22 protein-coding genes and 2 tRNA genes are annotated in these 23,045 nt (G+C 71.2%); 12 read left to right on the top strand and 12 right to left on the bottom strand.

From position 1 onward, the window contains the following. Window positions 1-163: 163 nt before the first annotated feature. From Q4A22_RS01375 to manA, 5 genes are all read right to left on the bottom strand, one after another. Window positions 164-973 (bottom strand): di- and tripeptidase, encoded by an 810-nt coding sequence (locus Q4A22_RS01375; protein WP_303176729.1) that lies wholly within the window; start codon window positions 971-973, stop codon window positions 164-166. Between the two features lie 159 nt (window positions 974-1,132). After that, window positions 1,133-1,471 (bottom strand): acylphosphatase, encoded by a 339-nt coding sequence (locus Q4A22_RS01370; protein ID WP_303176728.1) that lies wholly within the window; start codon window positions 1,469-1,471, stop codon window positions 1,133-1,135. An 85-nt stretch (window positions 1,472-1,556) separates the two neighbouring features. Further along, entirely contained in the window at window positions 1,557-2,219 is a 663-nt protein-coding gene (locus Q4A22_RS01365; protein ID WP_303176727.1) for an SDR family oxidoreductase, read from the bottom strand. 117 nt (window positions 2,220-2,336) lie between these two features. Further along, the gene (locus Q4A22_RS01360) at window positions 2,337-2,882 is read right to left on the bottom strand and encodes a TetR/AcrR family transcriptional regulator (RefSeq protein WP_303176726.1); all 546 of its coding nucleotides are present in this window, start codon (window positions 2,880-2,882) and stop codon (window positions 2,337-2,339) included. Between the two features lie 97 nt (window positions 2,883-2,979). Then, entirely contained in the window at window positions 2,980-4,230 is a 1,251-nt protein-coding gene (gene manA / locus Q4A22_RS01355; RefSeq protein ID WP_303176725.1) for a mannose-6-phosphate isomerase, class I, read from the bottom strand. Window positions 4,231-4,323: 93 nt separating this feature from the next. Between manA and Q4A22_RS01350 the strand changes: the two genes are divergently transcribed. Then, on the top strand, window positions 4,324-5,733 hold the full coding sequence (locus Q4A22_RS01350; protein ID WP_303176724.1) for a phosphomannomutase/phosphoglucomutase: 1,410 nt from the start codon (window positions 4,324-4,326) through the stop codon (window positions 5,731-5,733). A 100-nt stretch (window positions 5,734-5,833) separates the two neighbouring features. On the opposite strand, the gene Q4A22_RS01345 is transcribed toward Q4A22_RS01350, so the two are convergent. The 3 genes from Q4A22_RS01345 to Q4A22_RS01335 form a co-directional block, all read right to left on the bottom strand. Then, window positions 5,834-7,018 (bottom strand): globin domain-containing protein, encoded by a 1,185-nt coding sequence (locus tag Q4A22_RS01345; RefSeq protein WP_303176723.1) that lies wholly within the window; start codon window positions 7,016-7,018, stop codon window positions 5,834-5,836. A 56-nt stretch (window positions 7,019-7,074) separates the two neighbouring features. Beyond that, window positions 7,075-7,551 carry an Rrf2 family transcriptional regulator gene (locus Q4A22_RS01340; RefSeq protein ID WP_303176722.1) on the bottom strand — a complete coding sequence of 159 codons (477 nt, stop codon included), beginning with the start codon at window positions 7,549-7,551 and terminating at the stop codon, window positions 7,075-7,077. A gap of 121 nt (window positions 7,552-7,672) precedes the next feature. Then, window positions 7,673-9,538, bottom strand: a complete 1,866-nt coding sequence (locus tag Q4A22_RS01335; RefSeq protein ID WP_303176721.1) for a phosphoenolpyruvate carboxykinase (GTP) — start codon at window positions 9,536-9,538, stop codon at window positions 7,673-7,675. A gap of 274 nt (window positions 9,539-9,812) precedes the next feature. Here Q4A22_RS01335 and Q4A22_RS01330 point away from each other — a divergent pair. Together Q4A22_RS01330 and Q4A22_RS01325 are read left to right on the top strand one after the other, a co-directional pair. Next, window positions 9,813-9,888 (top strand) — tRNA-Arg (locus tag Q4A22_RS01330). Window positions 9,889-9,905: 17 nt separating this feature from the next. Further along, window positions 9,906-11,141: a DUF1524 domain-containing protein gene (locus tag Q4A22_RS01325; protein ID WP_303176720.1), complete on the top strand. Its 1,236-nt coding sequence runs from the start codon at window positions 9,906-9,908 to the stop codon at window positions 11,139-11,141. A gap of 40 nt (window positions 11,142-11,181) precedes the next feature. Here Q4A22_RS01325 and Q4A22_RS01320 read toward each other — a convergent pair whose 3' ends face one another. From Q4A22_RS01320 to upp, 3 genes are all read right to left on the bottom strand, one after another. Then, a complete protein-coding gene (locus Q4A22_RS01320; RefSeq protein ID WP_303176719.1) occupies window positions 11,182-11,703 on the bottom strand; it encodes a histidine phosphatase family protein in 522 nt (173 codons plus the stop codon). Window positions 11,704-11,796: 93 nt separating this feature from the next. Beyond that, a complete protein-coding gene (locus Q4A22_RS01315; protein ID WP_303176718.1) occupies window positions 11,797-12,585 on the bottom strand; it encodes a winged helix-turn-helix domain-containing protein in 789 nt (262 codons plus the stop codon). A gap of 313 nt (window positions 12,586-12,898) precedes the next feature. Further along, a complete protein-coding gene (upp, locus tag Q4A22_RS01310; protein ID WP_303176717.1) occupies window positions 12,899-13,534 on the bottom strand; it encodes a uracil phosphoribosyltransferase in 636 nt (211 codons plus the stop codon). A gap of 193 nt (window positions 13,535-13,727) precedes the next feature. Between upp and Q4A22_RS01305 the strand changes: the two genes are divergently transcribed. The 5 genes from Q4A22_RS01305 to Q4A22_RS01285 all read left to right on the top strand — a co-directional run bounded on the left by Q4A22_RS01305 (window position 13,728) and on the right by Q4A22_RS01285 (window position 17,415). After that, window positions 13,728-14,636: an ABC transporter ATP-binding protein gene (locus tag Q4A22_RS01305; RefSeq protein WP_303176716.1), complete on the top strand. Its 909-nt coding sequence runs from the start codon at window positions 13,728-13,730 to the stop codon at window positions 14,634-14,636. Continuing rightward, window positions 14,633-15,913, top strand: a complete 1,281-nt coding sequence (locus Q4A22_RS01300; RefSeq protein WP_303176715.1) for an ABC transporter permease — start codon at window positions 14,633-14,635, stop codon at window positions 15,911-15,913. Before Q4A22_RS01305 ends, Q4A22_RS01300 begins: the two co-directional genes overlap by 4 nt. Before the next feature lie 48 nt (window positions 15,914-15,961). Beyond that, on the top strand, window positions 15,962-16,642 hold the full coding sequence (locus Q4A22_RS01295; RefSeq protein WP_303176714.1) for a hypothetical protein: 681 nt from the start codon (window positions 15,962-15,964) through the stop codon (window positions 16,640-16,642). Window positions 16,643-16,692: 50 nt separating this feature from the next. Beyond that, window positions 16,693-17,124, top strand: coding sequence for a tRNA adenosine(34) deaminase TadA (gene tadA, locus Q4A22_RS01290; RefSeq protein WP_303176960.1), 432 nt, complete (start codon window positions 16,693-16,695; stop codon window positions 17,122-17,124). A gap of 201 nt (window positions 17,125-17,325) precedes the next feature. Continuing rightward, window positions 17,326-17,415, top strand: a tRNA-Ser gene (locus tag Q4A22_RS01285). A 74-nt stretch (window positions 17,416-17,489) separates the two neighbouring features. Here Q4A22_RS01285 and Q4A22_RS01280 read toward each other — a convergent pair. Then, window positions 17,490-17,942 (bottom strand): Lrp/AsnC family transcriptional regulator, encoded by a 453-nt coding sequence (locus tag Q4A22_RS01280; protein WP_303176713.1) that lies wholly within the window; start codon window positions 17,940-17,942, stop codon window positions 17,490-17,492. 97 nt (window positions 17,943-18,039) lie between these two features. On the opposite strand from Q4A22_RS01280, the gene Q4A22_RS01275 reads away from it, so the two are divergent. The 4 genes from Q4A22_RS01275 (at window position 18,040) to Q4A22_RS01260 (ending at window position 23,041) form a co-directional block, all read left to right on the top strand. Further along, window positions 18,040-18,666 (top strand): LysE family translocator, encoded by a 627-nt coding sequence (locus Q4A22_RS01275; protein ID WP_303176712.1) that lies wholly within the window; start codon window positions 18,040-18,042, stop codon window positions 18,664-18,666. A 186-nt stretch (window positions 18,667-18,852) separates the two neighbouring features. Next, complete coding sequence (locus Q4A22_RS01270; RefSeq protein WP_303176711.1) at window positions 18,853-19,677, top strand: thioesterase family protein; 825 nt, start codon at window positions 18,853-18,855, stop codon at window positions 19,675-19,677. A gap of 124 nt (window positions 19,678-19,801) precedes the next feature. Further along, a complete protein-coding gene (locus Q4A22_RS01265; RefSeq protein ID WP_303176710.1) occupies window positions 19,802-20,128 on the top strand; it encodes a 2Fe-2S iron-sulfur cluster-binding protein in 327 nt (108 codons plus the stop codon). Window positions 20,129-20,185: 57 nt separating this feature from the next. Continuing rightward, window positions 20,186-23,041 (top strand): FAD-binding and (Fe-S)-binding domain-containing protein, encoded by a 2,856-nt coding sequence (locus Q4A22_RS01260; RefSeq protein ID WP_303176709.1) that lies wholly within the window; start codon window positions 20,186-20,188, stop codon window positions 23,039-23,041. The last annotated feature ends 4 nt before the right edge of the window (window positions 23,042-23,045 follow it).

Genomic DNA, 23,045 nt, shown 5'->3' with positions numbered 1-23,045 from the left:
CGGAGCGACGCGACGTCGAGCGCCACGCGGCGCGGCCGTGACCGTGGGGTGAGCAGCGGGTGAACGATCCGGGACGCCGCGTGCAGTGCACGGCCCCTCAGACAGGACCGCCCCGGGTGGTCGTGACCACCCGGGGCGTCCGGTGCACCGCTGCAGGGAGAACTTACTTCTTCCCGCGGGACTTCTTCCCGGAGGACTCGATGGAGTCCTGCTGGGTGGCGGTGGTGCCGCCGTCGAACTTCTCGGCCCGCTCCCCCAGCGACAGGCTCGGGGGGAACTGGTCCGGGAACTCCCCGAAGGCCTCCTGCGTGGAGCGGATGACCTGGCGGGCCATCGCCAGGTTGGCGCCGCCGCCCACCACGGCGCCGAGGCCGAAGGGCAGCGCGCGGCCCAGCACGGCCCCGGACTGGCGGGCGAGGAAACGCTTGACGAACATGTTGCGGATGGTGCGGCCCACGTCGAAGCGCTTGGAGTCCTGGGAGGACTTCCCGACCATGAGCCCCCACTTGCCGGAGAGGCTCTTGCTCGCGGAGGAGCTCGAGAGCAGCTGACCCATGAGGGCCTGGCCGTCCTCACCGAGCATCAGCGCCATGATCATGGTGCGGTTCTGCTCTTCGTCCTTCGGCTCCACGCCGTGCAGCTCCGCGACGGCCTGTGCGTAGAGGGCGGTGCCCTCGAGGTAGCCGGCCACCGCCACGGAGGAGAGCCCCAGCGAGGCGATCGTGCCGATGCCCGGCACGGCCGCGGTGGCGCCCACGGCGCCACCGCCCGCCGTGACGGAACGGACGTAGAGCTTCTGGGCGCGCTTGGCGAGCTGTGCGGGGGTCTCGTCCGGGTGCTGCCGGCGCATGTGCTTGATCATCTTGACCACCCACGGGCGCTGGACGCGCAGGGTGTGGTCCAGGAACTTGCTGACGGCGGGTGCGGGTTTGCCGTTGTCGTCGAAGACCTTGTTCAGGGGGTTGATGCCCATCAGTGACACTCCTCGGAACGGGTAGGGGTCGTCCGGCCTGGGCGCCGGAGCCATCGGGATTCACTATGACACAGGGCCTCCGGCGGCGCGCACCCGGACGGGACTGCGTACGCCCAGGGCACACAGGACCCCCACCCGCACCAGCGAACGGGTGGAGCCTCAGTGCGTGCTGAACTCCGTGTACTGCCCGGTGGGCGGGCCGAAGTGCTCGTCCACCGTGATCACGGCACCCGGGGTGTCCCGGGAGATCAGGGACTTGAGGAAGTCGCCCACGGCGCGACGTGGACCTTCCGCCACCACGGTCACGGTGCCGTCCTCGTTGTTGGTGGCGGAGCCGGTGAGGCCCAGCTCCTCGGCCTGGCGCCAGCACCAGTACCTGAACCCCACACCCTGCACCTGTCCGTGCACCACGGCTTCCAGCGCGATGACCTCGTCGAGGTCGAGGGTCTCGGGGCTCCGGTCGTGGGAGGCGTGCGGGTGGATCGATGGCATCTCCATGGGCACCAGCCTAGAAGACGCTCCGGCCCGCGCGGCTGCCCGGAGGCGTGGCGCGGGCCGGAGGCGGTGGGACGCGGACCGGGTGTCAGTCCAGGGAGTCGAGGGCCTGCGCGATGGGGGTGTCCCCGTCCGCGAACTCGATGAACTTCCCGGAGGTGCCCCTGGGGTCCGCAATGGCCCGCGCGGCCACGAGGGCCACGTTGCCGCGGGCCGTGCTGCTGTCCCCTCCACCGTCGACCTTGCCGAGCGTGATCGAGCCGGAGGGGTCGTCGTCGGTGAGCGCGCCCGGGCCCAGGATGGTCCAGTCCAGGGAGCTGGCGCGCAGGTGATCGTCCGCGTCCGCCTTGGCCTGGGCGTAGGGGTAGAAGTCGTCGTCCTCGGAGAGGCCGTGGTCCTGGCCCGCTCCCATGTAGGACACCATGATGTACCGCGAGACGCCTGCCGCCTGGGCCGCGTCCATGGAGCGGATGGCGGCGTCCCGGTCCACCGCCCAGGTGCGCTCGGGGGAGCCTCCGCCGGCGCCCGCGGACCACACCACGGTCTCCTGGCCGGAGAGCAGCTCGGTCAGGGCGGCCACGTCCATGTCCTGGACGTCCGCCACCACGGGGGTGGCCCCGGTGTTCTCGATGTCCTGGGCCTGTTCCTCCTTGCGGATCACGGCGTTGACCGTCTCACCCTGCGTGGAGAGCAACCGGGCCAGCTGCAGCGCCACCTTGCCGTGGCCGCCGATGATCGTGATCTCAGACATTGCGGGTCCTCCTGTCGGAACGGGGCTGACGGGAACCGCGGAGGTCCCCGGGCCTCGTACAGCATGCGGGGAACGCCGATTATTCCGGGGCGCTCCCGGTTCTGGAAGGGGCCTCGTTCAGGAGAGGGCGGAGACCGCGAGCCCCGCGGTCAGGGATTCGACGAGCCCGCGCAGGTCCGTGTCCCCCTGCTGCAGCAGCGCGTCCGCCACGACCCCCACGAGACCGTGGACGATGAACCGGTCGCACGCCCCCGCGGCGCCGTCCGCCGGAAGGCGCTGGCGGTCCCGGACGTCCCGCAGCCCACTGACGGCGTGGCCCACCACGGCGTCACGCGTGAGGAAGCAGCCCGGCCCGGAGAGCACGGCGCGGTAGTAGTCCCGGAAGCGCTCGATGTGCTCGGCGAGGGGCGGCAGCACGGCGTCCCAGGGGTTCGGGCGCTCCCGGTCCAGGGCCTGCACCCGCGGGGGCGCACCCGCGAGCAGGCACTCGGTGGCGCTGCGCAGCACCTGGTCCCGGGAGCCGAAGTTCTCGTAGACGGCCTTGCGGCTGACCCCGGCGGCGTCCGCGATCTCCGTCATCCCCACCTGTGAGCCGCGGTGGGACACCAGTTCCACTGCGGCTCGCACCACTGCGGCGCGGGTGCGTTCGATCCGCCGGTCCATCGTTTCTCCCGTTGCATGCTCGTCCGTCGAAAGGGCCCCGCCATTCAACGCGCTCTGCAGACCCCCCGCGACACCGCAAAGGGTGAGATCGTGCCCGTCACACGGTGGTGTGCGTGACGGCCTCCACGAGGAACACCCGTCCCGTGCCCTCCACGGCGATGGTGCTCGGGCCCTCCAGGCACACCAGGGACTCGCCCGACGACGCCGCCGTGCCCGGCACCGCGTCCGGACCCGCCGGTGCGCCCTCCCGGGCCGAGGTGGACGTGCCCTCCCCAGCCGGGGTGGTGTGGGCCCGGGCCGTGACCTCACCCTCCGTGACGAGGAGCATGCAGGTCCCGGCGGTCTCGCGCACGAGCGGCTCACCGGGGGCGACCCGGGCGGAGACGAGGCTCACCGCGGGGTCCCACAGGGGGTAGACCACCGCACCGTCCGGCGCGGTGGTGGTCTCCAGCAGGGCCACGGGCTCCTGGGTGTCCCCCATGACGTCCAGCAGCTCCGGGACGTCCACGTGCTTGGACGTCAGCCCCGCGCGCAGCACGTTGTCCGAGCAGCCCATGATCTCCACGGCCGTGCCGCTGAGGTAGGCGTGCACCTGGCGGGCCGGGGTGAACAGTGCCTGGCCCGGGGCCAGGTGCACCAGGTTCATGCACAGTGCCACCAGCAGCCCCCGGTCCTGCGGATAGTGGTGGGTGAGCAGCCGGATCAGGCACCGGGCGCGCTCGGTGGACGACATGTCCGGGCTCAGCGCCAGGGTCCCCTCTTGTGCGGACACCGCCGTGTCGGGGCCCGCGGCGGCCACGCACGCGCGGACGGCGGCCGCGGCGTCGTCCTCCGGCAGCTGCAGCGCGTGGCGGACGGGGCACTCGGACTGGGCCGCAACGGCCAGCCAGGGCAGGTCGAGGTCCGCCGCGAGCGCCGCGAGGGGCTCGCGCTGCTGCTGCCCGGCGAGCAGCCACATGTCCGTGAGCGCCACCACGGTCTCGGGCTTCGCGTGCTCGTCCTTGTAGTTGCGGTGGGGCGCGTCCCGGGCCACGCCCTGGGCCTCCTCCCGCGCGAAGCCCTCCCGCGCCTGGTCGGTGGTGGGGTGGACCTGGATGGACAGGGGTGCCGCGATGGCCAGGATCTTGAGCAGGAACGGCAAGTGGGGCGCCACCTCGTCCAGTCCGCACTGGCGGCCGCGGTGGTGCACGCGGGACGGGGCGCTCGCGTGGGCGCCCATCCACAGCTCGGCCTCCGGCTCCGGCGTGGGCCCGGGGCGTCCCTGCAGGGACGCGAGCACCGAGCGGGACCCCCAGGTGTAGTGCTGGATCGGGTTGGTCATCCTCAGGAACTCGCGCATGGCACTCATGTAACCACAGCGCCCCACGAATCCCCGGGCAGCCCGTTGCGGGACGGGAACCGCCCGGGGACCGGCCCTCCGCGCTCACGTAGACTCCCGAGCGTGACCACAGATCTTTCCTCATCATTCAAGGCCTACGACGTCCGCGGCATCGTGGGCGAGAGCATCACGGCGGACAGCGTGCGCGCCACCGGGGCCGCGTTCGTGGACGTCCTGGGCCTCCCCGGCTCCACCGTGGTGGTGGGCGGTGACATGCGCCCGTCCTCCCCGGAGTTCGTCGAGGCCTTCGCTGAGGGCGCCACCCGGCGCGGCGCGGACGTCACGGTGATCGGCAGCATCTCCACGGACGAGCTGTACTTCGCGTGCGGCACCCTGGACTGCGCGGGGGCCACCTTCACGGCGAGCCACAACCCGGCGCAGTACAACGGCATCAAGATGGCCAAGGCCGGGGCTGTTCCCGTGTCCTCCGACACCGGGCTGTACGAGATCCGGGACACCGCCCAGGGCTACCTGGATGCCGGTGAGATCCCGCAGGCCGGTTCCCGCGGGCAGGTCACCCGCCGGGACGTGCTGGGCGACTACGCCCGCTACCTGCGCTCCCTGGTGGACCTGCGGGAGATCCGCCCCCTGAAGGTGGTGGTGGACGCCGGCAACGGCATGGCCGGTCTCACCACGCCCGCGGTGCTGGGCGACGCCCTGCTGGACCCGCTGCCCCTGGAGATCGTGCCCCTGTACTTCGAGCTGGACGGCACGTTCCCGAACCACCCGGCCAACCCGCTGGAGCCCGCCAACCTGGTGGACCTGCAGCGGGCCGTGCGCGAGCACGGCGCGGACCTCGGCCTGGCATTCGACGGCGACGCCGACCGCTGCTTCGTGGTGGACCAGAACGGCGACCCGGTCTCCCCCTCGGCGGTGGCCGCCATCGTGGCCGAGCGGGAGATCGCCCGGGCCCAGGCCTCGGGCGAGGAGCACCCCGTGGTGATCCACAACCTCATCACCTCGAAGGCGGTGCCGGAGCTCATCGAGTCCCGGGGCGGGCGTCCCGTGCGCACCCGGGTGGGCCACTCGTTCATCAAGGCCGTGATGGCCTCGGAGCACGCGGTCTTCGGCGGCGAGCACTCGGCGCACTACTACTTCAAGGACTTCTTCAACGCGGACACCGGCATGCTCGCCGCAATGCACGTGCTGGCCGCCCTGGGCGAGCAGGACGGCACCCTGAGCGAGCTCATGGACCGCTACGACCCGTACACCGCCTCCGGGGAGATCAACTCGGAGATCGAGGACAAGGCTGCCGCGGTGGACCGGGTGCGCGCCCACTTCGCCGCGACCGATCCCGCCGTGGCGGTGGAGGACATGGACGGCACCACCTTCACCCACCCCGAGCAGGGCTGGTGGTTCAACCTGCGCCCCTCCAACACGGAGCCGTTCCTGCGCCTGAACGTGGAGGGCCCGGACCCTGCCACCATGGAGCGGGTGCGGGACACCGTGCTGGGTCTGGTGCGCCAGGCCTGAGCCGGTCCCGCCCGGGCTTCTCCACCGCCCCGGGAAGAGCGGACGACGACGCCGCGCGGCCACCCCGGCCGCGCGGCGTCGTCCTTGCCGGGTGCGGCCGTCAGGCGGCGGTGCGCGCCTCGTCGTGGAGCATCCACAGGTCCGGGCCGAAGATCTCGTAGTGGATCGCACGGCCGGGAATCCCGGCGTCGACGAGCTGCGAGCGCACGGACTGCATGAAGGGCAGGGAGCCGCACATGTAGACCTCGGCGTCGGCGGGGACCGTCACGCGGGAGACGTCCATGCGTCCGTGGAAGTCGCCCTCGCCCTCGGCGCCCAGCCAGGACACCAGGCGGGCGTGCGGCAGCCGCGAGACGTGCTCGCGCACGAGCTCACGGCACGGCCAGGCGGCCTCGGAGCGGTCCGCGTGGAGCACCAGGACCTCCCGCTGGGGGTCCTCCCGCACCAGCTGGTCCAGGAAGGCGAGCATGGGGGTCACCCCGATGCCGCCGGAGACCAGCACGAGCGGTCCGTGGGCGTCCGGGTCCAGGACCACGTCCCCGTACGGGTTGGAGACCTCCAGGACGTCCCCCACGCGGACACCCCGGTGCAGGACGGGTGTGACCTCCCCCTGGGGGTCCTCCCGCACCACGATGCGCCGGTGGCCCGCCTCGCCGGGCACCAGGGTGAACTGGCGCGGCTGGCGCAGCCCGTCCGGGACGGTGACCTGGAGGGAGACGTACTGTCCGGGGACCGCGGGGGTCATGGGGGTGTCGTCCGCGGGCTCGAGGTCGAAGGCGAGCACCCCCTCCGCCACCTCCTCCTTGCCGGCCACCCGGAAGGGCACGAACATCACGTCGTTGGCCTGTGCGGCGTAGAGGCCCTTCTCGAGCTTGATGAGGGCATCGGCCATCAGCCAGTACACCTCGTCCCACGCCGCCACCACCTCCGGCGTGGCCGCGTCCCCCAGGTCCGCGGCGATCGCGCCGAAGAGGTGCTCGTGCACCGTGGGGTACTCGTCCGCCGGCAGCCCCAACGACGCGTGCTTGTGCGCCACGCGGGAGAGCACCTCGTCCGGGTAGGAGTCCGGGTGCGTGAGCAGGTGGGAGGCGAACATGGCGATGGAGCCGGCCAGGGCCTGCGGCTGGGAGCCGTTGCGCTGGTTGGAGCGGCTGAACATGCCGTCCAGCAGGTCCGGGCGGGCATCGAACATCGAGCGGTAGAACAGCGGGGTGATGTGGGGAATGCGCTCGGCGACCACACCGATGGTGGCTTCGATGACCGGGCGTGACTTCTCGGACAGCATGGTGGCTTCCTCTCGTCGTCATGGGACGGAAGCCAATTTAGCATTTTACATGCTGTTTATTTGGTGGCGGCGGCAGCGGCGTCCTGGCCTGGCGGGCGCAGCCCGAGCTGCACCGCGATGGGACCCACCTGGCGCGGGTTCACGAGGGAGGCGACCGTGACACCGTCGAGCTCGCGGTAGAACGCCTCGCGCGCCCCGGCCAGGGCGCGGCGCAGCCTGCACCCGTGGTTGAGCGGGCAGGCCGTCTCGTCCGCCTCGCACTCCACGATCGCGGTGTCCGCCTCGAGCTCCCGCAGCACCCGGCCCACGCTGGCCTCGCGCCCCTCGGCGGTGAGCACCACGCCGCCGGAGCGTCCGCGCTGGGAGCACAGCAGGCCCATCCCCCGCAGCCTGGCCACCGTCTTGGCCACGTGGTGGTACGGGGCGCCCACCCCCTCGGCGATGCGCTGGGTGGACAGCATGGTGTCCGGCTCCAGCCCGCCCATCAGCAGCAGCACCCGCAGGGCGATGTCCGAAAATGCCGTGAGCCGCACAGTTGTCCCTTCGTGGTCGGCCGCCCCACCCGTGACGACGCCGCGCGGCCGGTGTGGCCGCGCGGCGCGATCTTACAGGGCATCCGGGTGTGCGCCGTCATGGCCGGCACCCGGGACCGGGTCAGGCGCTCCTCAGGCGCTCCTCGAGACCGGCGCGCTGCTCGAGGATGACCTCGGGCACGTCCCGCAGCCGGGCGAACCACTCGTCGATCCCGGGCAGCTCGTGCAGCCACTCCTCGGTGTCCACGCGCAGGGCGGCGTCCAGCTCCTCGTCCGAGATGTCCAGGCCGGTGAGGTCCAGGTCCTCCTTGGCGGGCAGGATGCCCACGGGGGTCTCGTGGCCTCCGGCGGTGCCCTTCAGGCGCTCCACGATCCACTTGACCACGCGGGAGTTCTCCCCGAAACCGGGCCACGCGAACCCCCCGTCCGGGGTGCGGCGGAACCAGTTCACGTAGTAGATCCGCGGCATGTTCTCCTCGCCCATGCGCGCACCGGTGTCCAGCCAGTGCTCCAGGTAGTCGTTGGCGTTGTAGCCGATGAACGGGAGCATGGCCATGGGGTCGCGGCGCACCACGCCCACGGCGCCCTTCGCGGCGGCAGTGGTCTCGGAGGACAGCGTGGCGCCCTGGAACACGCCGTGCTCCCAGCCGAAGGACTCGGACACCAGGGGCACGGTGGTCTTGCGGCGGCCGCCGAAGACGATGGCGGACAGCGGCACACCCTCGGGGTCGTCGTACTCCGGGGCCAGGATCTCCACCTGCTTGATGGGGGTGCAGAACCGGGAGTTGGGGTGCGCTGCAGGGCGCCCGGAGTCCGGGGTCCAGTCGTTGCCCTTCCAGTCCGTGAGGTGCTCGGGGGTCTCGTCCGTCATGCCCTCCCACCACACGCCGCCGTCGTCGGTCAGCGCCACGTTGGTGAAGATGGTGTTGCCGCGGGCAATGGCGTGCATCGCGTTGGGGTTGGTGGACCAGCCCGTGCCCGGCGCCACCCCGAAGAGTCCTGCCTCGGGGTTCACCACGCGCGGCCTGTGGTCCTTGCCGAAGCGGATCCAGGCGATGTCGTCCCCGACCATCTCCGCCTTCCACCCGGGCACGGTGGGCTCGAGCATCGCGAAGTTGGTCTTGCCGCACGCGGACGGGAAGGCGGCGGCGATGAAGCGGGCCTCACCCTCGGGGTCGGTGACCTTGAGGATGAGCATGTGCTCGGCCAGCCAGCCCTCGTCGTGGGCGATCGCGGAGGCGATGCGCAGCGCGTAGCACTTCTTGCCCAGCAGGGCGTTGCCGCCGTAGCCGGAGCCGAAGGACCAGATGGCGCGGTCCTCGGGGAACTGCACGATGTACTTGGCGGGGTTGCACGGCCAGGGGACGTCCTCCTCGCCGGGCTGCAGGGGCGCCCCCAGCGAGTGCACGCACTCCACGAACGGCGCCCTGTCCCGGGTCATCTTCTCCAGCACCGGCGTGCCGATGGTGGCCATGATCCGCATGGAGCACACCACGTACGGGGAGTCGGTGATCTCCACGCCGTACTGGGGCTTCTGCGCCTCCAGGGACCCCATGACGAACGGGATCACGTACATGGTGCGGCCCTGCATGGCCCCGGAGAATCGCTTGGACAGCGTCTCCTTCATGACCTGCGGGTCCTCCCAGTTGTTGGTGGGCCCCGCTCCCTTCTGGGTCTTGGTGCAGATAAAGGTCCGCTCCTCCACGCGCGCCACGTCCTCGGGGTCGGAGAAGGCCGCGAAGGAGTTGGGGAACTTGTCCTCTGCCAGGCGCACCAGCGTGCCGGCCTCGACCATCTGCGTGGTCAGCTGGTCCCACTCGGCCTCCGAGCCGTCCGCCCAGTGGATGCGCTCCGGCCGCGCCAGCTCCGCGATCTCACGCACCCACTCCACCAGCTCGGGGTAGTCCGTGGGGGGATTCTCCAGTGACTGCCGGACCTCCGGGTTCAGTTCCGCGGTCCCGGTATGGGCAGTGCTGTTCTCAGCCATTGACATGTCTCCTCGTTGAGGCCGTCGTCCGTGCCGCGCACCCGGCGGGCAGACACCGCCTCTCCGGCCGCTCCACGTCACTGTGGAACGGCATCGAGGGCGGGTCCCGCCAGGGTGCACGTGGGGTGTGTCGGCAGTCTAACCCGGTGCCCCCGCCCCCACCGGAGGGTTACGGCCACCGCCGCGGCGGGGCGTGCGGACGGGGATTTGTGGCCCGGGGTCCACCGGGTGTACGTTGTTACCCGTTGCAACGGCCCCGGCCACCGCAGCAAGGGCGCCTGTAGCTCAACGGATAGAGCATCTGACTACGGATCAGAAGGTTGTAGGTTCGAATCCTATCGGGCGCACCACCCACGGAAGACCCCGGTTGCCTCACGGCAGCCGGGGTCTTCTGCTGTCCGGCGCACCGGTGCGCCACCACCACGTCCGCCACTTTCCCAGGATCGAGACCGCCCTGTCCTCCCCCCGCACCTCCCCCGCCCACCGTCTCCTGCTGGGCGCGGCCGCCCTGGCCCTCGCGCTCGCCGGGTGCTCGGCACCGGAGACCGCCGCACCTTCGGCCACCACCCCCGGCACCACCACGACGCCGCGCGCCACCTCTGCTGCCGATCCCACCGGCCCGGCACCCACGGCGAGCGGCGCGCCCGGGGACGCGGCGGCGTCGTCGGACGGCGGCGGGGAGAAGGCCGCGGCCGGGACGGCGCTGGCCGCACTGGACGAGCTGCCCGTGAAGGGGCGCGCACCCAAGACCGGCTACTCGCGGGACGAGTTCGGGCCGCGCTGGGCGGACACGGACCACAACGGCTGCGACACCCGCAACGACATCCTGCGCCGGGACCTCACCGGGATCACCGTGAAGCCGGGAACCCATGGCTGCAACGTGGCCACGGGTGAGCTCACGAGCCTCTACACGGGCCAGGGGATCGACTTCGTGGCCGGGGAGCGGACGAGCTCGCAGGTGCAGATCGACCACGTGGTGGCCCTGTCCGACGCGTGGCAGAAGGGCGCCCAGCAGCTCGACGCCGCCCGGCGCACCGAGCTCGCAAACGACCCGCTGAACCTGGTCGCAGTGGACGGCCCCAGCAACAACCAGAAGTCGGACGCGGACGCCGCCACGTGGCTGCCCTCCGCCACGGGCGCGCGCTGCGAGTACGTGGCCACCCAGATCGCCGTGAAGCAGCGCTACGAGCTGTGGGTCACGGACGCCGAGAAGAAGGCCATGACCACGGTCCTGGACGCGTGCCCGGACCAGACGGTGCCGCAGGCGCGGGCGGTCCCCGCCCCCGGCAACGATCCCGAGGCCGCGGCACCGGAGGCGGGCGCCCCAGAGACCGACGCGACCCCCGCCGAGGCCGCGCAGACCGAGGCGCCCGGCGCAGAGCAGACGGCACCGGCCGAGGCCGGGACCGGGGCGGACGAGCCAGCGGCCGGTGCGGGCGGCGCGGCCGGGTCCGCGCAGCGGGCGCAGACCGGGGGCGAGCCCTTCGCCCGCTGCGCCGACGCCCGCGCGGCCGGGGCGGCCCCGCTCTACGCAGGCTCCCCCGGCTACAGCTCCGAGCTGGACGGGGACGGGGACGGCGTGGCCTGCGAGACGGGCCGCTGAGCGGCGGCCCGCGCCCCGGTGAGCCCGTGGGCGAGGCCGCTCACACGCGCGGGGTGAAGAACTCCGTGAGCCGGGCGTCCGCGCCGTCGAGGGCGGCCCACTGGCCGGGAACCTCCAGCACCGCGGTGCCCGCCGTGGGGAAGCCGCTCGCCGCGTCCATCATGGCGTCCTGCTCGGAGTCCCGGGAGGCCAGGCGCAGCACCGCGTCCACCACGCCGGGCATGTGTGCGACCACCAGCAGGGTGCGCACGGTCTCCGGGACGTGGTTCACCGCGGCCACCAGCTGCGCGTCCGTGGCGTTGTAGAGCGCGTCCCACAGCTGCGGCGTGGGCGCCTTCTCCCCCAGCTCGCTGCACACCCACGTGACGGTCTGACGGGTGCGCAGTGCAGGGGACACGAGGATCATGTCGGGGGCAGCGTGCTCGGCGAGCCACCGCCCGGACGCCGCAGCCTCCCGGGCGCCGCGCGGCACGAGGGGACGGTCGTGGTCCGGGACCCCCCGCGGGAAGTCCGCCTCCCCGTGGCGCATGATCACCAGGTGCTTGAGGTCGTGGCGTGCCATGCGTGCCAGTCTGTCACGCGGCGTGCACGGCCACCGCAGACGACGCCGCCCGGCCCCGTTCCGCGCGCGGGTCCCCCCGCCCCGCGGGGCGGGTCAGATGGAGTACTCGGGTGCGGCCCAGACAACCACCTCGGGGTGGTCGTAGAACCGGTAGCCCTGCCCGCGCACGGTGCGCACGGTGTTGGCCAGGCGCCCGAGCTTGGAGCGCAACCGCCGCACGTGGACGTCGATGGTGCGCTCGGAGGGCACCTCCTCGGCGTCCCCCCAGAGGTTCTCGAGCAGCTCGGTGCGTCCCACCGTGCGCGTGCCGTTCTCCACCAGGTAGTTGAGCAGCTCGAACTCCCGGTGGGTGAGGTTCAGCAGGTCCCCGTCCAGGAACACCTCGCGCCGGGAGAGGTCGATCAGCACACCCACCCGCTGGTGGTCGATGCCGCTGCCCGCCCCGCACGCGGGCAGCGGGGTGATGGGCTCGATCACCGGGTCCGTGAAGGTGGGGTCCCCCAGGGCGCTGCGGACCACCTCGAGGTCCGTGCCCTCCGCGTGCAGCGGCGCCAGGGCCACCGCGGCGTAGGAGTCGGACTCGGGAACGGTGGCGCGGATGTACTGGCGGATGTCCTGCACGAGCTGCACCAGGTTGATCCCCCGGTCCGCGGCGGCCTGCTCGTCCACGCCCACGTACAGCACGAAGCCGCGGGCCTCCGTGGGCTGCTGGTCTCCGGCGGCGGGGACGTCGGGGGTGTAGTCGGCGGTCACCGAGCGCAGATGTCGGCGGTCCTCGGCGGTGGTGGACCCCCGGCGCATCCCGCGGTCACGGGCCGAGGACGAGGAGCCCGCCAGCCGGTGCCGCTGCGAGATGTGGACGTAACCCGGTGCGCCTGACATTAGAACCCCTGCCTCGTGAAGCCCCGATTCCCGTGAGTTCCCTGGAAAACGGCGTTATACGCCAATCGTCCGGGAAACACGGTTCGACTGGCAAGTAATATATCCGCTTTTTTCTCACATGCTGAGACTTCGGGGCCTCCCGCGTGGCCCGCAGGGGAAATCCGTTGCGCTCGGTGCATTGTGCGGGATGATCCACCCCTCCGCCGACGCCTGCATTCCAGGGTTCCCGGGGCATTCCTCAGATGTGAACTGAAAAATCACACATGTGACACGAAGTCAATGGGAAAGCATCCGTTCACCCCGCCGAGGGGAATCAGTCCACCACCCCGTAGAGGCGGTCCCCCGCGTCCCCCAGGCCGGGCACGATGTAGGAGTTCTCGTCCAGGCGCTCGTCCACGGAGGCCAGGACCACGTTGACGTCGCTGTCCGTGAGCTCGCGCTCCAGGCGCTGCAGCCCCTCGGGTGCGGCGAGCAGGCACACGCAGGTGATCTGCTCGGCCCCGCGGCGGTACAGGAACTTGATGGCCTCGCTCAGGGTGCCACCCGTGGCCAGCATGGGGTCGAGCACGTACACCTGGCGTCCCGTGAGGTCGTCCGGCAGCCGCTCCGCGTACGTGATGATGTCCAGGGTGGTGTCGTCCCGCGCCATGCCCAGGAAGCCCACCTCGGCGGTGGGGATCAGCCGGGTCATCCCCTCGAGCATCCCCAGGCCCGCGCGCAGGATGGGCACCACGAGCGGACGGGGCCGGGAGAGCGCGGTGCCCACGGTCTCGGCCACCGGGGTCTGGACGGTCACGGGCTCCACCCGCACGTCCCGCGTGGCCTCGTACGCCAGCAGGGTGACCAGCTCCTCCACCAGCAGCCGGAACACCGGGGAGGAGGTGTCCTTGTCGCGCAGCACGCTGAGTTTGTGGGCTACCAGGGGATGGTCCAAGACGGTGACTCGCATACCCAGAATCTAGCAGTCGTCCACGCGGCCCGGCCGCGGACCGGGCCGGGCGCTCCACCGGCCCGGAGCACGGCGCCGTCATGCGCCGGAATTGCCCCGGGAACCGGGAGGGCGTGCCCTATTCTCGAGGGAGGAGACGTGAGGGAACCCCCTCGATTCCCACGCACCACGACCCCCGGAAGGAACACCACACATGGCTGATCCGGTTCTCGAGACGGAGAATTTGGTCAAGATCTACGGGCGGGGAGACACCCGGTTCGACGCCCTGAAGGGCATCAACCTGGAGATCCGCAAGGGCGAGTCGGTGGCGGTGGTGGGCAAGTCCGGTTCGGGCAAGTCCACCCTCATGCACCTCCTGGCGCTGCTGGACGGGCCCACCCACGGCGTGGTGGCACTGGAGGGCAGGCCCACCGGTGACCTCAGCGCCAAGGAGCTCAACGAGCTGCGCAACTCCGCCTTCGGGTTCGTGTTCCAGCAGTTCTTCCTGACCCCCAACCAGAGCGTGCTGGAGAACGTCACGCTGCCCCTGAAGATCGCGGGCGTCCCAGCTGCCGAGCGCAAGCGCCGCGGCCTGGAGGCCCTCGAGCAGCTGGAGATGGCGGACAAGGCCGAGAACAAGGCCACGGATCTCTCCGGCGGGCAGAAGCAGCGCGTGGTGATCGCCCGCGCCCTGATCAACAACCCCTCGGTGATCTTCGCGGACGAGCCCACGGGCAACCTGGACTCCACCACCTCCAAGGTGGTGGAGGACATCCTCTTCGGGCTCAACCGCGAGCAGGGCATCACCCTGGTGGTCGTCACCCACGACGAGGACCTCGCCCGGCGCTGCTCCCGGCAGATCTACCTGGTGGACGGAGAAGTGGTGCCGAGTCTCGACAGGCCAGCGGGCGGCGTCGTCGCCGGCGGGGACCGAGCCGCGTCCGAGCCCTGGTCCGCCGCCCCGGGCACCGGCGCCCAGCAGGTGACGGAGCCCACCACGGGCGCGGTCGTCACCCTCAGCGCGGACGACGCCGCCGAGATCGCCCGCGCCGCGCAGGAGCCCGCGCGCCCCGGCCGGCACGCCGCACCCCGCACCCCCGAGCAGCCAGGAGCCACCGCGTGAAATTCATCGATCTGCTGCGCACGGCGATCGGCAACACCTTCCGGTCCAAGGCGCGCACCATCCTGACCGTGATCGCGATCTTCATCGGGTCCTTCACGCTGACCCTGACCTCCGGGATCGGCACCGGCGTGAACGACTACATCGACAAGACCGTGGCGGCGTTCGGCAACGAGAACGCGCTGTTCGTCCAGAAGGTCTCCGAGCAGTCCGCCGGGACGGGCCAGGACAGCGGCCCCACCGAGTACGACCCGGACTCCTCCGAGGTGAAGCTGGGCTTCGGCTCGGTGAGCGGTCTCACCGACTCCGACATCGACAAGATCAAGAAGATCGACGGAGTGGGCTCCGTGGACCCCATGTACATGGTGACCCCCACCTACCTGCAGAGCCCGAACGGCAAGAAGTTCCAGCTCAGCCTGGGTTCCCCGCCCGAGGCCGACGGCCTGCAGCTGGAGGCCGGCGAGGCCCCCGAGCGCAGCAAGGACGAGATCCTGCTGCCCGCCTCGTGGGTGGAGCCCCTGGGCCTGGGCTCCAACCAGGACGCCGTGGGCAAGACCGTGAAGATCGACATGCGCAACGCCGTGGAGAAGGACAAGACGTTCTCCGTCACCATCTCCGGTGTGGCCCAGGCGTCCCTGGCCGGGGCCTCGGACAACCCCATCCCGTCCGCGGACCTGAACAAGAAGCTCTACGACTACCAGACCTCCGGTAGCCCGCGCTCCGTCCCGAACTCGTACTTCACCGCCACGGCCACCGTGGACGACATGTCCAAGGTGGGATCCATCAAGTCCCAGCTCGCGGACGAGAGCATGAGCGGCAACACCGTGGAGGACCAGCTGGGCATGTTCCGGGCTGTCATCAACGGGATCGTGTGGATCCTCAACTCCTTCGCGATCATCGCGCTGCTCGCGGCGGGCTTCGGGATCGTGAACACGCTGCTGATGTCCGTGCAGGAGCGCACCCGCGAGATCGGGCTGATGAAGGCCCTGGGCATGAGCGGGGGCAGGGTCTTCGGCCTGTTCTCGCTGGAGGCGATCTTCATCGGCTTCCTGGGCTCCGCGATCGGCGCGGCCGTGGGCGTGGCCGCCGGGAGCATCATCAGCGGAGTCCTCTCCCACGGGCTGCTATCCACCCTGCCCGGGCTGAGCCTCTTCCTCTTCGACCCCCTCAAGACCGCGCTGATCATCCTGTCCGTGATGTTCATCGCCTTCCTGGCAGGCACCATCCCCGCGGTGCGGGCCGCCCGCCAGGACCCCATCACCGCCCTGCGCTACGAGTGATGGCCTGAACCGCACCATCCGCTCCACCCCCACGAAAGGACGGCAACCATGAGCACCACCCCCAACGAGCCCAGGAACCCGCAGTCGGGAGTCCCCGGGCAGGAGGGCCACACCGGCCCCGCGCAGCCCGGCCAGCCCGCTCCGTACGGCCAGGCGCCGGCCGACGGCCAGCCCGCCTCCCAGCAGTACGGCCAGGCTGGCGGGAAGTACGGCACCACCGAGTACAACCCGGGCCAGTACACCAGCGCCGTGGAGCGCCCCGCCGTGTTCGACCGGCTGCTGAAGCTCACCATGATCTCGCTCGGCGTCTACGTGGTCAGCGGCATCCTGGGCATGATCGCGGTCAACAGCATCGACTTCGTCCTGGTTTACCGTGACATGGGCATGGACTCGGCCACCGCCACCGAGATGGCAGGCAAGGTCGGTGGCGTCGGTGGCCCGATCGGTTCGATCATCTCGCTGGTCATCGGCATCGCGCTCTACCTGCTCGTCTGGAGCAACCTCAAGAAGGGGAAGAACTGGGCCCGCATCCTGGGCACGGTCTTCGCCGCCATCTCCATCCTCGGCGGCCTGTTCGGGTTCATGAACATCTTCATCTACCCGGCACCGTGGAACATCATCATGGTTCTGCTGACCGTGGTGAAGATCATCGTGGACATCCTCTGGATCGTCACCGCGTACCGGGCTCCCAACACCGCCTGGTTCAAGCAGCACCAGATCCAGCGCTGACCCGAGTGGCCCTTCCGCGCACCGCCAGGTCCATCCAGCTCTCGGGCTGGATGGGCCTGGCCCTTTCCGAGGCCGAGCGCACCGCCGCGTCCGGTGACGTCCCCATCGGCGCCGTCGTCCTGGACGCCGCGGGCCGGGTGGTGGGCACCGGCCACAACCGCCGGGAGGCGGACGGGGACCCCACCGCCCACGCAGAGGTCCTGGCCCTGCGCGAGGCGGCTGCGTGCCTGGGCGAGTGGCGGCTGGCGGGGTGCACGCTCGTCGTCACCCTGGAGCCGTGCGCCATGTGTGCGGGCGCTCTCGTCCTGGCCCGCGTGCCCACCCTGGTGTTCGGCGCGTGGGACCCCAAGGCGGGGGCGTGCGGCTCCGTGTTCGACGTGGTGCGGGACCCCCGCCTCAACCACTGGGTGGAGGTCACCGGCGGGGTCAGGGAGGACGAGTGCGCCGCACTGCTCCAGGACTTCTTCCGCGGCCACCGCTGAGCACCGGCGCCGCCGCCCAGCGCCGCCCTCCTGGCGTGCGTTGGAACAGGCTCCGCGATGGCCCTGGGGCGACCCCGGAGCATGCCGGGCGGACGACGCCGCCCGCGCACCCCGGCCGCGTACCGCACCCTCCCCGGCGGCACCGGCACCCCGGGCCCGGTTTGGAGGGGTTGCACCCCGGCCTGTAAAGTGCTGTGAGCTGGTGACGTGTCCGAGCGGCCGAAGGTGCATCACTCGAAATGATGTTTGGTGTCAAAGCCAACGTGGGTTCAAATCCCACCGTCACCGCCAACGGCTGAGGCCCCCGACCACTCCGGAGAACCGGAGCGCGGGGGCCTTTGTCATGCCCGCGCCGCCCCGGTGACTCACACCGGGATCTCCCGGTCCGGGCCGATCCGCTTCATCACCAGTGTGGAGTTCAGCCGCTGCACCCCCGGCAGCCCGCTGAGCACGGTGTCGTAGAACTTCTGGTACGCCGTGAGGTCCGGGGCCAGCACGCGCAGCATGAAGTCCGGCTCACCGAAGAGCCGCTCTGCCTCGATGATCTGGGGGATCTGCTCCACCATGGCCTCGAACCGTGCGATCACGGCGGGCACGGTGTGCTCCATGCGCACGAACACCAGGGCCTCGAACCCCAGCCCCACGGCCTCCGGGGCGAGCACCGCACGGTAGCGCTCGATGGCCCCGGAGCGCTCCAGCTCCTTGAGCCGCCGGTGGCACGAGGAGAGGCTCAGGCCCACCCGCTGCGCGAGGTCCGTGGTGCTCATCCGGCCATCGTCCTGCACCAGTGAAAGAATTTTCCGGTCACATGCGTCCATGGCTGTAATTCTTCCATTGCAGCCCCGTTTTTCCCGGAAAAAAACAATCACATTTCGCAGTGTCCGGCATAGTGTTTCGCCCGGAAAGGGGAATCACATGGATGTGACGCTGCTGGTGCAGTTCTGGGTGCTGGGCTTCCTGCTGGTGCTGACACCGGGTCCGGACTGGGCCTACGCCATCGGCGCGGGACTGCGCGCCCGCTCCGTGTCCCCCTCCGTGCTGGGAATGCTCTCCGGCTACGCGGTGGTGGCCACCGTGGTGGCGGTGGGCCTGGGCACCCTGGTCACGCAGTACCCGGTGGCGCTGACCACCCTCTCCGTGGTGGGCTCCGGCTACCTGCTGTACCTGGGCACCACGGCGCTGACCGCCACGGTGGGCGGCGTGACCACCGGGGACATCCCCTTGGCTGACAGGGGCCCCTCGCAGTTCCTCAAGGGGATGGGGGTGAGCACGCTCAACCCCAAGGGGCTCCTGCTGCTGATGGCCCTGCTGCCCCAGTTCGTGAGCCCGCACGGGTGGTTCTCCACCGGCCAGATGCTGGTGCTGGGGGCGGTGCACGTGCTCAACTGCGCCGTGGTCTACTTCGCGGTGGCGCTGCTGTCCCGCAGGCTGCTGAGCTCCCGACCGGGGGTGGGCACGGTGATCACCAAGCTCGCCGGGGTCATGATGCTCGTGGTGGGGCTGGGGATCCTGGGCGAGAAGGCGGCCGAGCTGCTCGGCTGACGTGCGCCGTCGCCCGCCGGGGGCCACGGGGGCCCCGCGGCAGGGGTCGCCACGCACCCGCCCTAGGATGTTGCGCAGACCACATCCTGCCCGCCCGCTCGTGCATGCCCGGTCCTGCGCTCCGACGCACGACCGGCGCCGGGTTGCGACCACGCGGCGGGCACCGACGACCACGAGGAGCACGGCATGAGCGACGAGCAGCAGCCCCTGGGCCACCTGGGCGCGAACGGGGAGGATATCCCGCAGGCGCACTACGTCCGCACCGGGGAGCACAGCTTCCGCACCACCCTGTACACGCAGGGAGCGTGGAGTCCCCTGGAGCAGCACATGGCGGCGTCCTCCGGGCTGCTGGTGCACGAGATCGAGCGCAACCACCCGCGGGAGGACGTGTTGCCGGCGCGCTTCTCGTTCGACATCCTGGGGTTCATCGCGGGCGGTGAGATCGAGGTGCACACCCGGGTGCTGCGCCCGGGCAGGACCATCGAGCTGCTGGAGGCCACCATGAGCAGCGGCGGGCGGGACTGCATCCGGCTGAGCCTGTGGCGGCTGAAGACCTCCGACACCCGGGAGGTGGCCGGCGGTGAGATCCAGCCGCTGACCCCGCTGGAGCAGTGCGAGCCGCTGGACATGTACGAGGTGTGGGGCGGCGGCTACATCCGCTCCCTCGAGGCCCGCGTGGCCCGCACGCCCCGCCCCGGCAGCGGTGCCGGGTGGCTGCGCATCACCAAGGAGGTGGTGGCCGGTGAGCCGTCCTCCCCCACCGCCCGGTTCATCAGCGCGGTGGACGCCGCCAACGGCCTGGCGCCACGGGCGGAGATCGGGCCGTGGGCCTTCCCGAACGTGGACCTGGGGATCCACATGTTCCGGGCGCCGGTCTCCGAGTGGGTGGGCCTGGACACCAGCGTGGACCTCGGCGGGGACGGCGTGGGCCTGACCCACTCCGAGCTCTTCGACGAGCAGGGACCTCTGGGCAGGGTGGCCCAGGCGCTGACCGTGCGCCGCACGAGCTGAGCGGGCGCGCGGGAGGAGACCGTGCGGCGTCGTCCCGTGACGTCGGATTGACGCGCCCGCCTAGAATGGCGGCTGGTTCCCAGAAGAATTCCGACGGGGCGAGAACCCCAGGAGGTCCAGGCGAGTGAGCAGCATCCAGATCAACGTGACCGACCGCGAGGGCGCACGCACGGAGGGCGTGGAGTGGAAGGACCACGAGTCCCTCATGGAGTGCCTCACGCGAAACAAGTTCCCCATCCTGGCCACGTGCGGCGGCAACGCCTCGTGCTCCACGTGCCACTCGTACCTGGACCAGGAGACCTTCGTGAAGGCCAACGTGATCCAGGAGGACGAGGAGGACCTCCTGGAGATGCTGGACGACACCCGCCACGACACCTCCCGCCTGGCGTGCCAGGTGGAGTGGTCCGAGTCCCTGGACGGGGCGGAGATCGAGATCGCCCCCGAGTGGTGAGGACCTCCGGCTGAGACGCACTTGGACACCTCGCGGCGCGTGGGTGAGAGTTGGGGCATGACAGAGCTCCGGGACGATCTCACCACACGCGCCGCGTACGTCTCCGACGCCTCGATCTACCGCCGGCTCCCCGCGGCGGTCGCGGAGCCGCACTCCGTCGCGGAGATCCGGGAGCTGCTGGCCACCGCGCGGGAGAACGGCTGGTCCGTGGTGCCCCGCGGGGGTGGGACGTCCGTGGCGGGCAATGCCATCGGCGACGGACTGGTGATCGACACCTCCCGCCACTTCCGCCGCGTCCTGGAGATCGACCCGCAGGCCCGCACGGCGCGGATCGAACCCGGTGTGGTCTGCGACCAGCTGCGCGAGGCCGCCGCCGAGTTCGGCCTCACCTACGGCCCGGACCCCTCCACCCACTCCCGGTGCACGGTGGGCGGGATGGTGGCCAACAACGCGTGCGGCTCCCACTCGGTCGCGTGGGGCACGAGTGCCGCGAACCTGGTCTCCGTCACAGTCATGCTGGGCGACGGGCGCCTGGTCACCCTGGAGGCCGGCGGCACCTCCGAGCCCGCCCTGACCTCGCAGCTGGAGCGGCTGCGCAACGACCACCTGGCCATGCTGCGCACCGAGCTGGGGCAGTTCCCCCGCCAGGTCTCCGGCTACGGGCTGCACTACCTGCTGGGCGAGAACGGCTTCGACACCGCCAAGGCGTTCGCGGGCACCGAGGGCACGTGCGGGATCATCACGGAGCTCACCGTGAAGCTCGTGGCCAAGCCCGCGCACACCGCACTGGCCGTGATGGGCTTCGAGGACGCCATCCAGGCCGCCACCGCGGCGCCGAAGTTCCGCGTCCCGGGCGTGACGACCATCGAGGGCATGGGCTCGGACCTGCTGGACGCCCTGCGCACCCGCCCGGGCCAGGAGCACGCGGGTGAAGAGCTGCCGCGCGGCGGCGGCTGGCTGTACTGCGAGGTGGCCGGGGACACCCCCGAGGAGGCGTTCGACGCCGCCCGCCGCCTGCCCGCGCTGGTCGAGGAGACCGTGGTGGACTCCGTGGTGGTGGGGGATCCTGCACAGGCCCGCGCCCTGTGGCACATCCGCGAGGCAGGCGCCGGGATCGTGACCCGCCTGCCGGACGGCGGCGAGGCGTGGCCCGGGTGGGAGGACTCCGCGGTGCCCCCGGCCCGGCTGGGCGAGTACCTGCGGGACCTCTACGCCCTGCTGGAGGAGATGGGGCTGCGGGGCATCCCGTTCGGCCACTTCGGCGAGGGCTGCGTGCACATCCGGATCTCGTTCGACTTCAACACCGAGGACGGAGTGGCCCACTACCGCCGGTTCATCGAGCGTGCCGCGCAGCTGGTGCACCGCCACGGCGGGTCGGTCTCCGGCGAGCACGGGGACGGCCGTGCCCGCTCGGAGCTTCTGAGCACCATCTACACCCCGGAGGCGCTGGACGCCTTCGCACGGTTCAAGCGGATCTTCGACCCGGAGAACCTGTTCAACCCGGGTGTGGTCGTGGACCCGGAGCCGCTGGACCGTGGCATCCGTCCCGGGCCGGGCGCCCGCACGTTCGAGCTCACCCCGGTGCACGCCTTCAGCGCGGACGGCGGCTCGTTCGGGCAGGCCGTGAACCGCTGCGTGGGCGTGGGCGCGTGCCGCTCGGACACCGGCGCCATGTGCCCCTCCTTCCACGCGACCGGGGACGAGGTGCACTCCACGCGCGGGCGGATGCGCTCGCTCGCGGAGATGCTGCGCGGCGAGCACATCACGGACGGCTGGAGGTCCAGGGAGACCTACGAGGCCCTGGACCTGTGCCTGTCCTGCAAGGCGTGCGCCACCGAGTGCCCCGTGAACGTGGACATGGCCACCTACAAGGCAGAGTTCCTGCACCACCACTTCCGCCAGGGCCTCACCGCGTTCGTGGGTCGGGGCCGGCGGCCCATGGCGCACTTCACCATGGGGTGGATGCCGTGGCTCATGCGCGTTGTCTCCCGCGTCCCCGGTGCGCTGCCGGCGGTCAACGCCCTGGAGCGCCTGGCCCCGGTGGAGGCCCTGACCAAGCGGCTCGGCGGGATCGAGCCCCGCCGCCGCATGATCCGCTTCAACAACGCCCCCCTGACCTCCTGGTTCCGCTCGCGCGGCACCCGGGCCCCCGGCCGTGACGCCGAGGAGCGCCCGTCGGTGGTGCTGTGGCCGGACACGTTCACGAACTTCGCGGCGGACGGCCCCGGCAAGGCCGCCGTGGAGGTCCTGGAGGCCATGGGCTACCGGGTGCTGATGCCCTCGGGCCCCGTGTGCTGCGGGCTCACGTGGCACTCCACCGGCCAGCTGGACATGACCCGCCGGACCCTGCGGCAGACGCTGGACGTGATGGCGCCGCTGCTGGAGGCGGGGTACCCGGTCATCGGGCTGGAGCCGTCCTGCACGGTGATGCTCCAGCACGAGATCACCGAGCTGCTGCCCGAGGACCCCCGCGCCCACGCGGTGACCGCGCTCGTGCGCACGCTGGGTGAGTTCACCGCCGCGCACCTGGAGGCCGGCGGCCCGTGGCCGTTCGACACCCTGGAGACCCGCACCGGTCCGGGCACCGCGGTGTGCCAGGTGCACTGCCACGAGAAGGCGCAGGGGGACTACTCCCCCGAGCTGCGGGTGCTGAGCACACTGGGCGTGGACACCTCCGTGGTGGGCGGCGGCTGCTGCGGCCTGGCCGGGAACTGGGGCTTCGAGCCGGGGCACTACGAGATCTCCCAGCGCCTAGGCGAGCGCACCCTCTTCCCCGCGATCCGCTCGGCAGAACCCGGGGCCATCGTGCTCGCGGACGGGTTCTCGTGCCGCACGCAGATCGCCCAGGGCACGGACGCGGAGGGCGTTCACCTCGCACAGGTGATGCAGGCCGCACTGCGCTCCGAAAAGTAGGACA

The organism is Kocuria sp., assembly GCF_030530945.1.
Classification (GTDB): Bacteria; Actinomycetota; Actinomycetes; order Actinomycetales; family Micrococcaceae; genus Kocuria.
The sequence above is the reverse complement of the archived record's forward strand: the minus strand, read 5'-3'. Positions and strand labels throughout refer to the sequence as shown.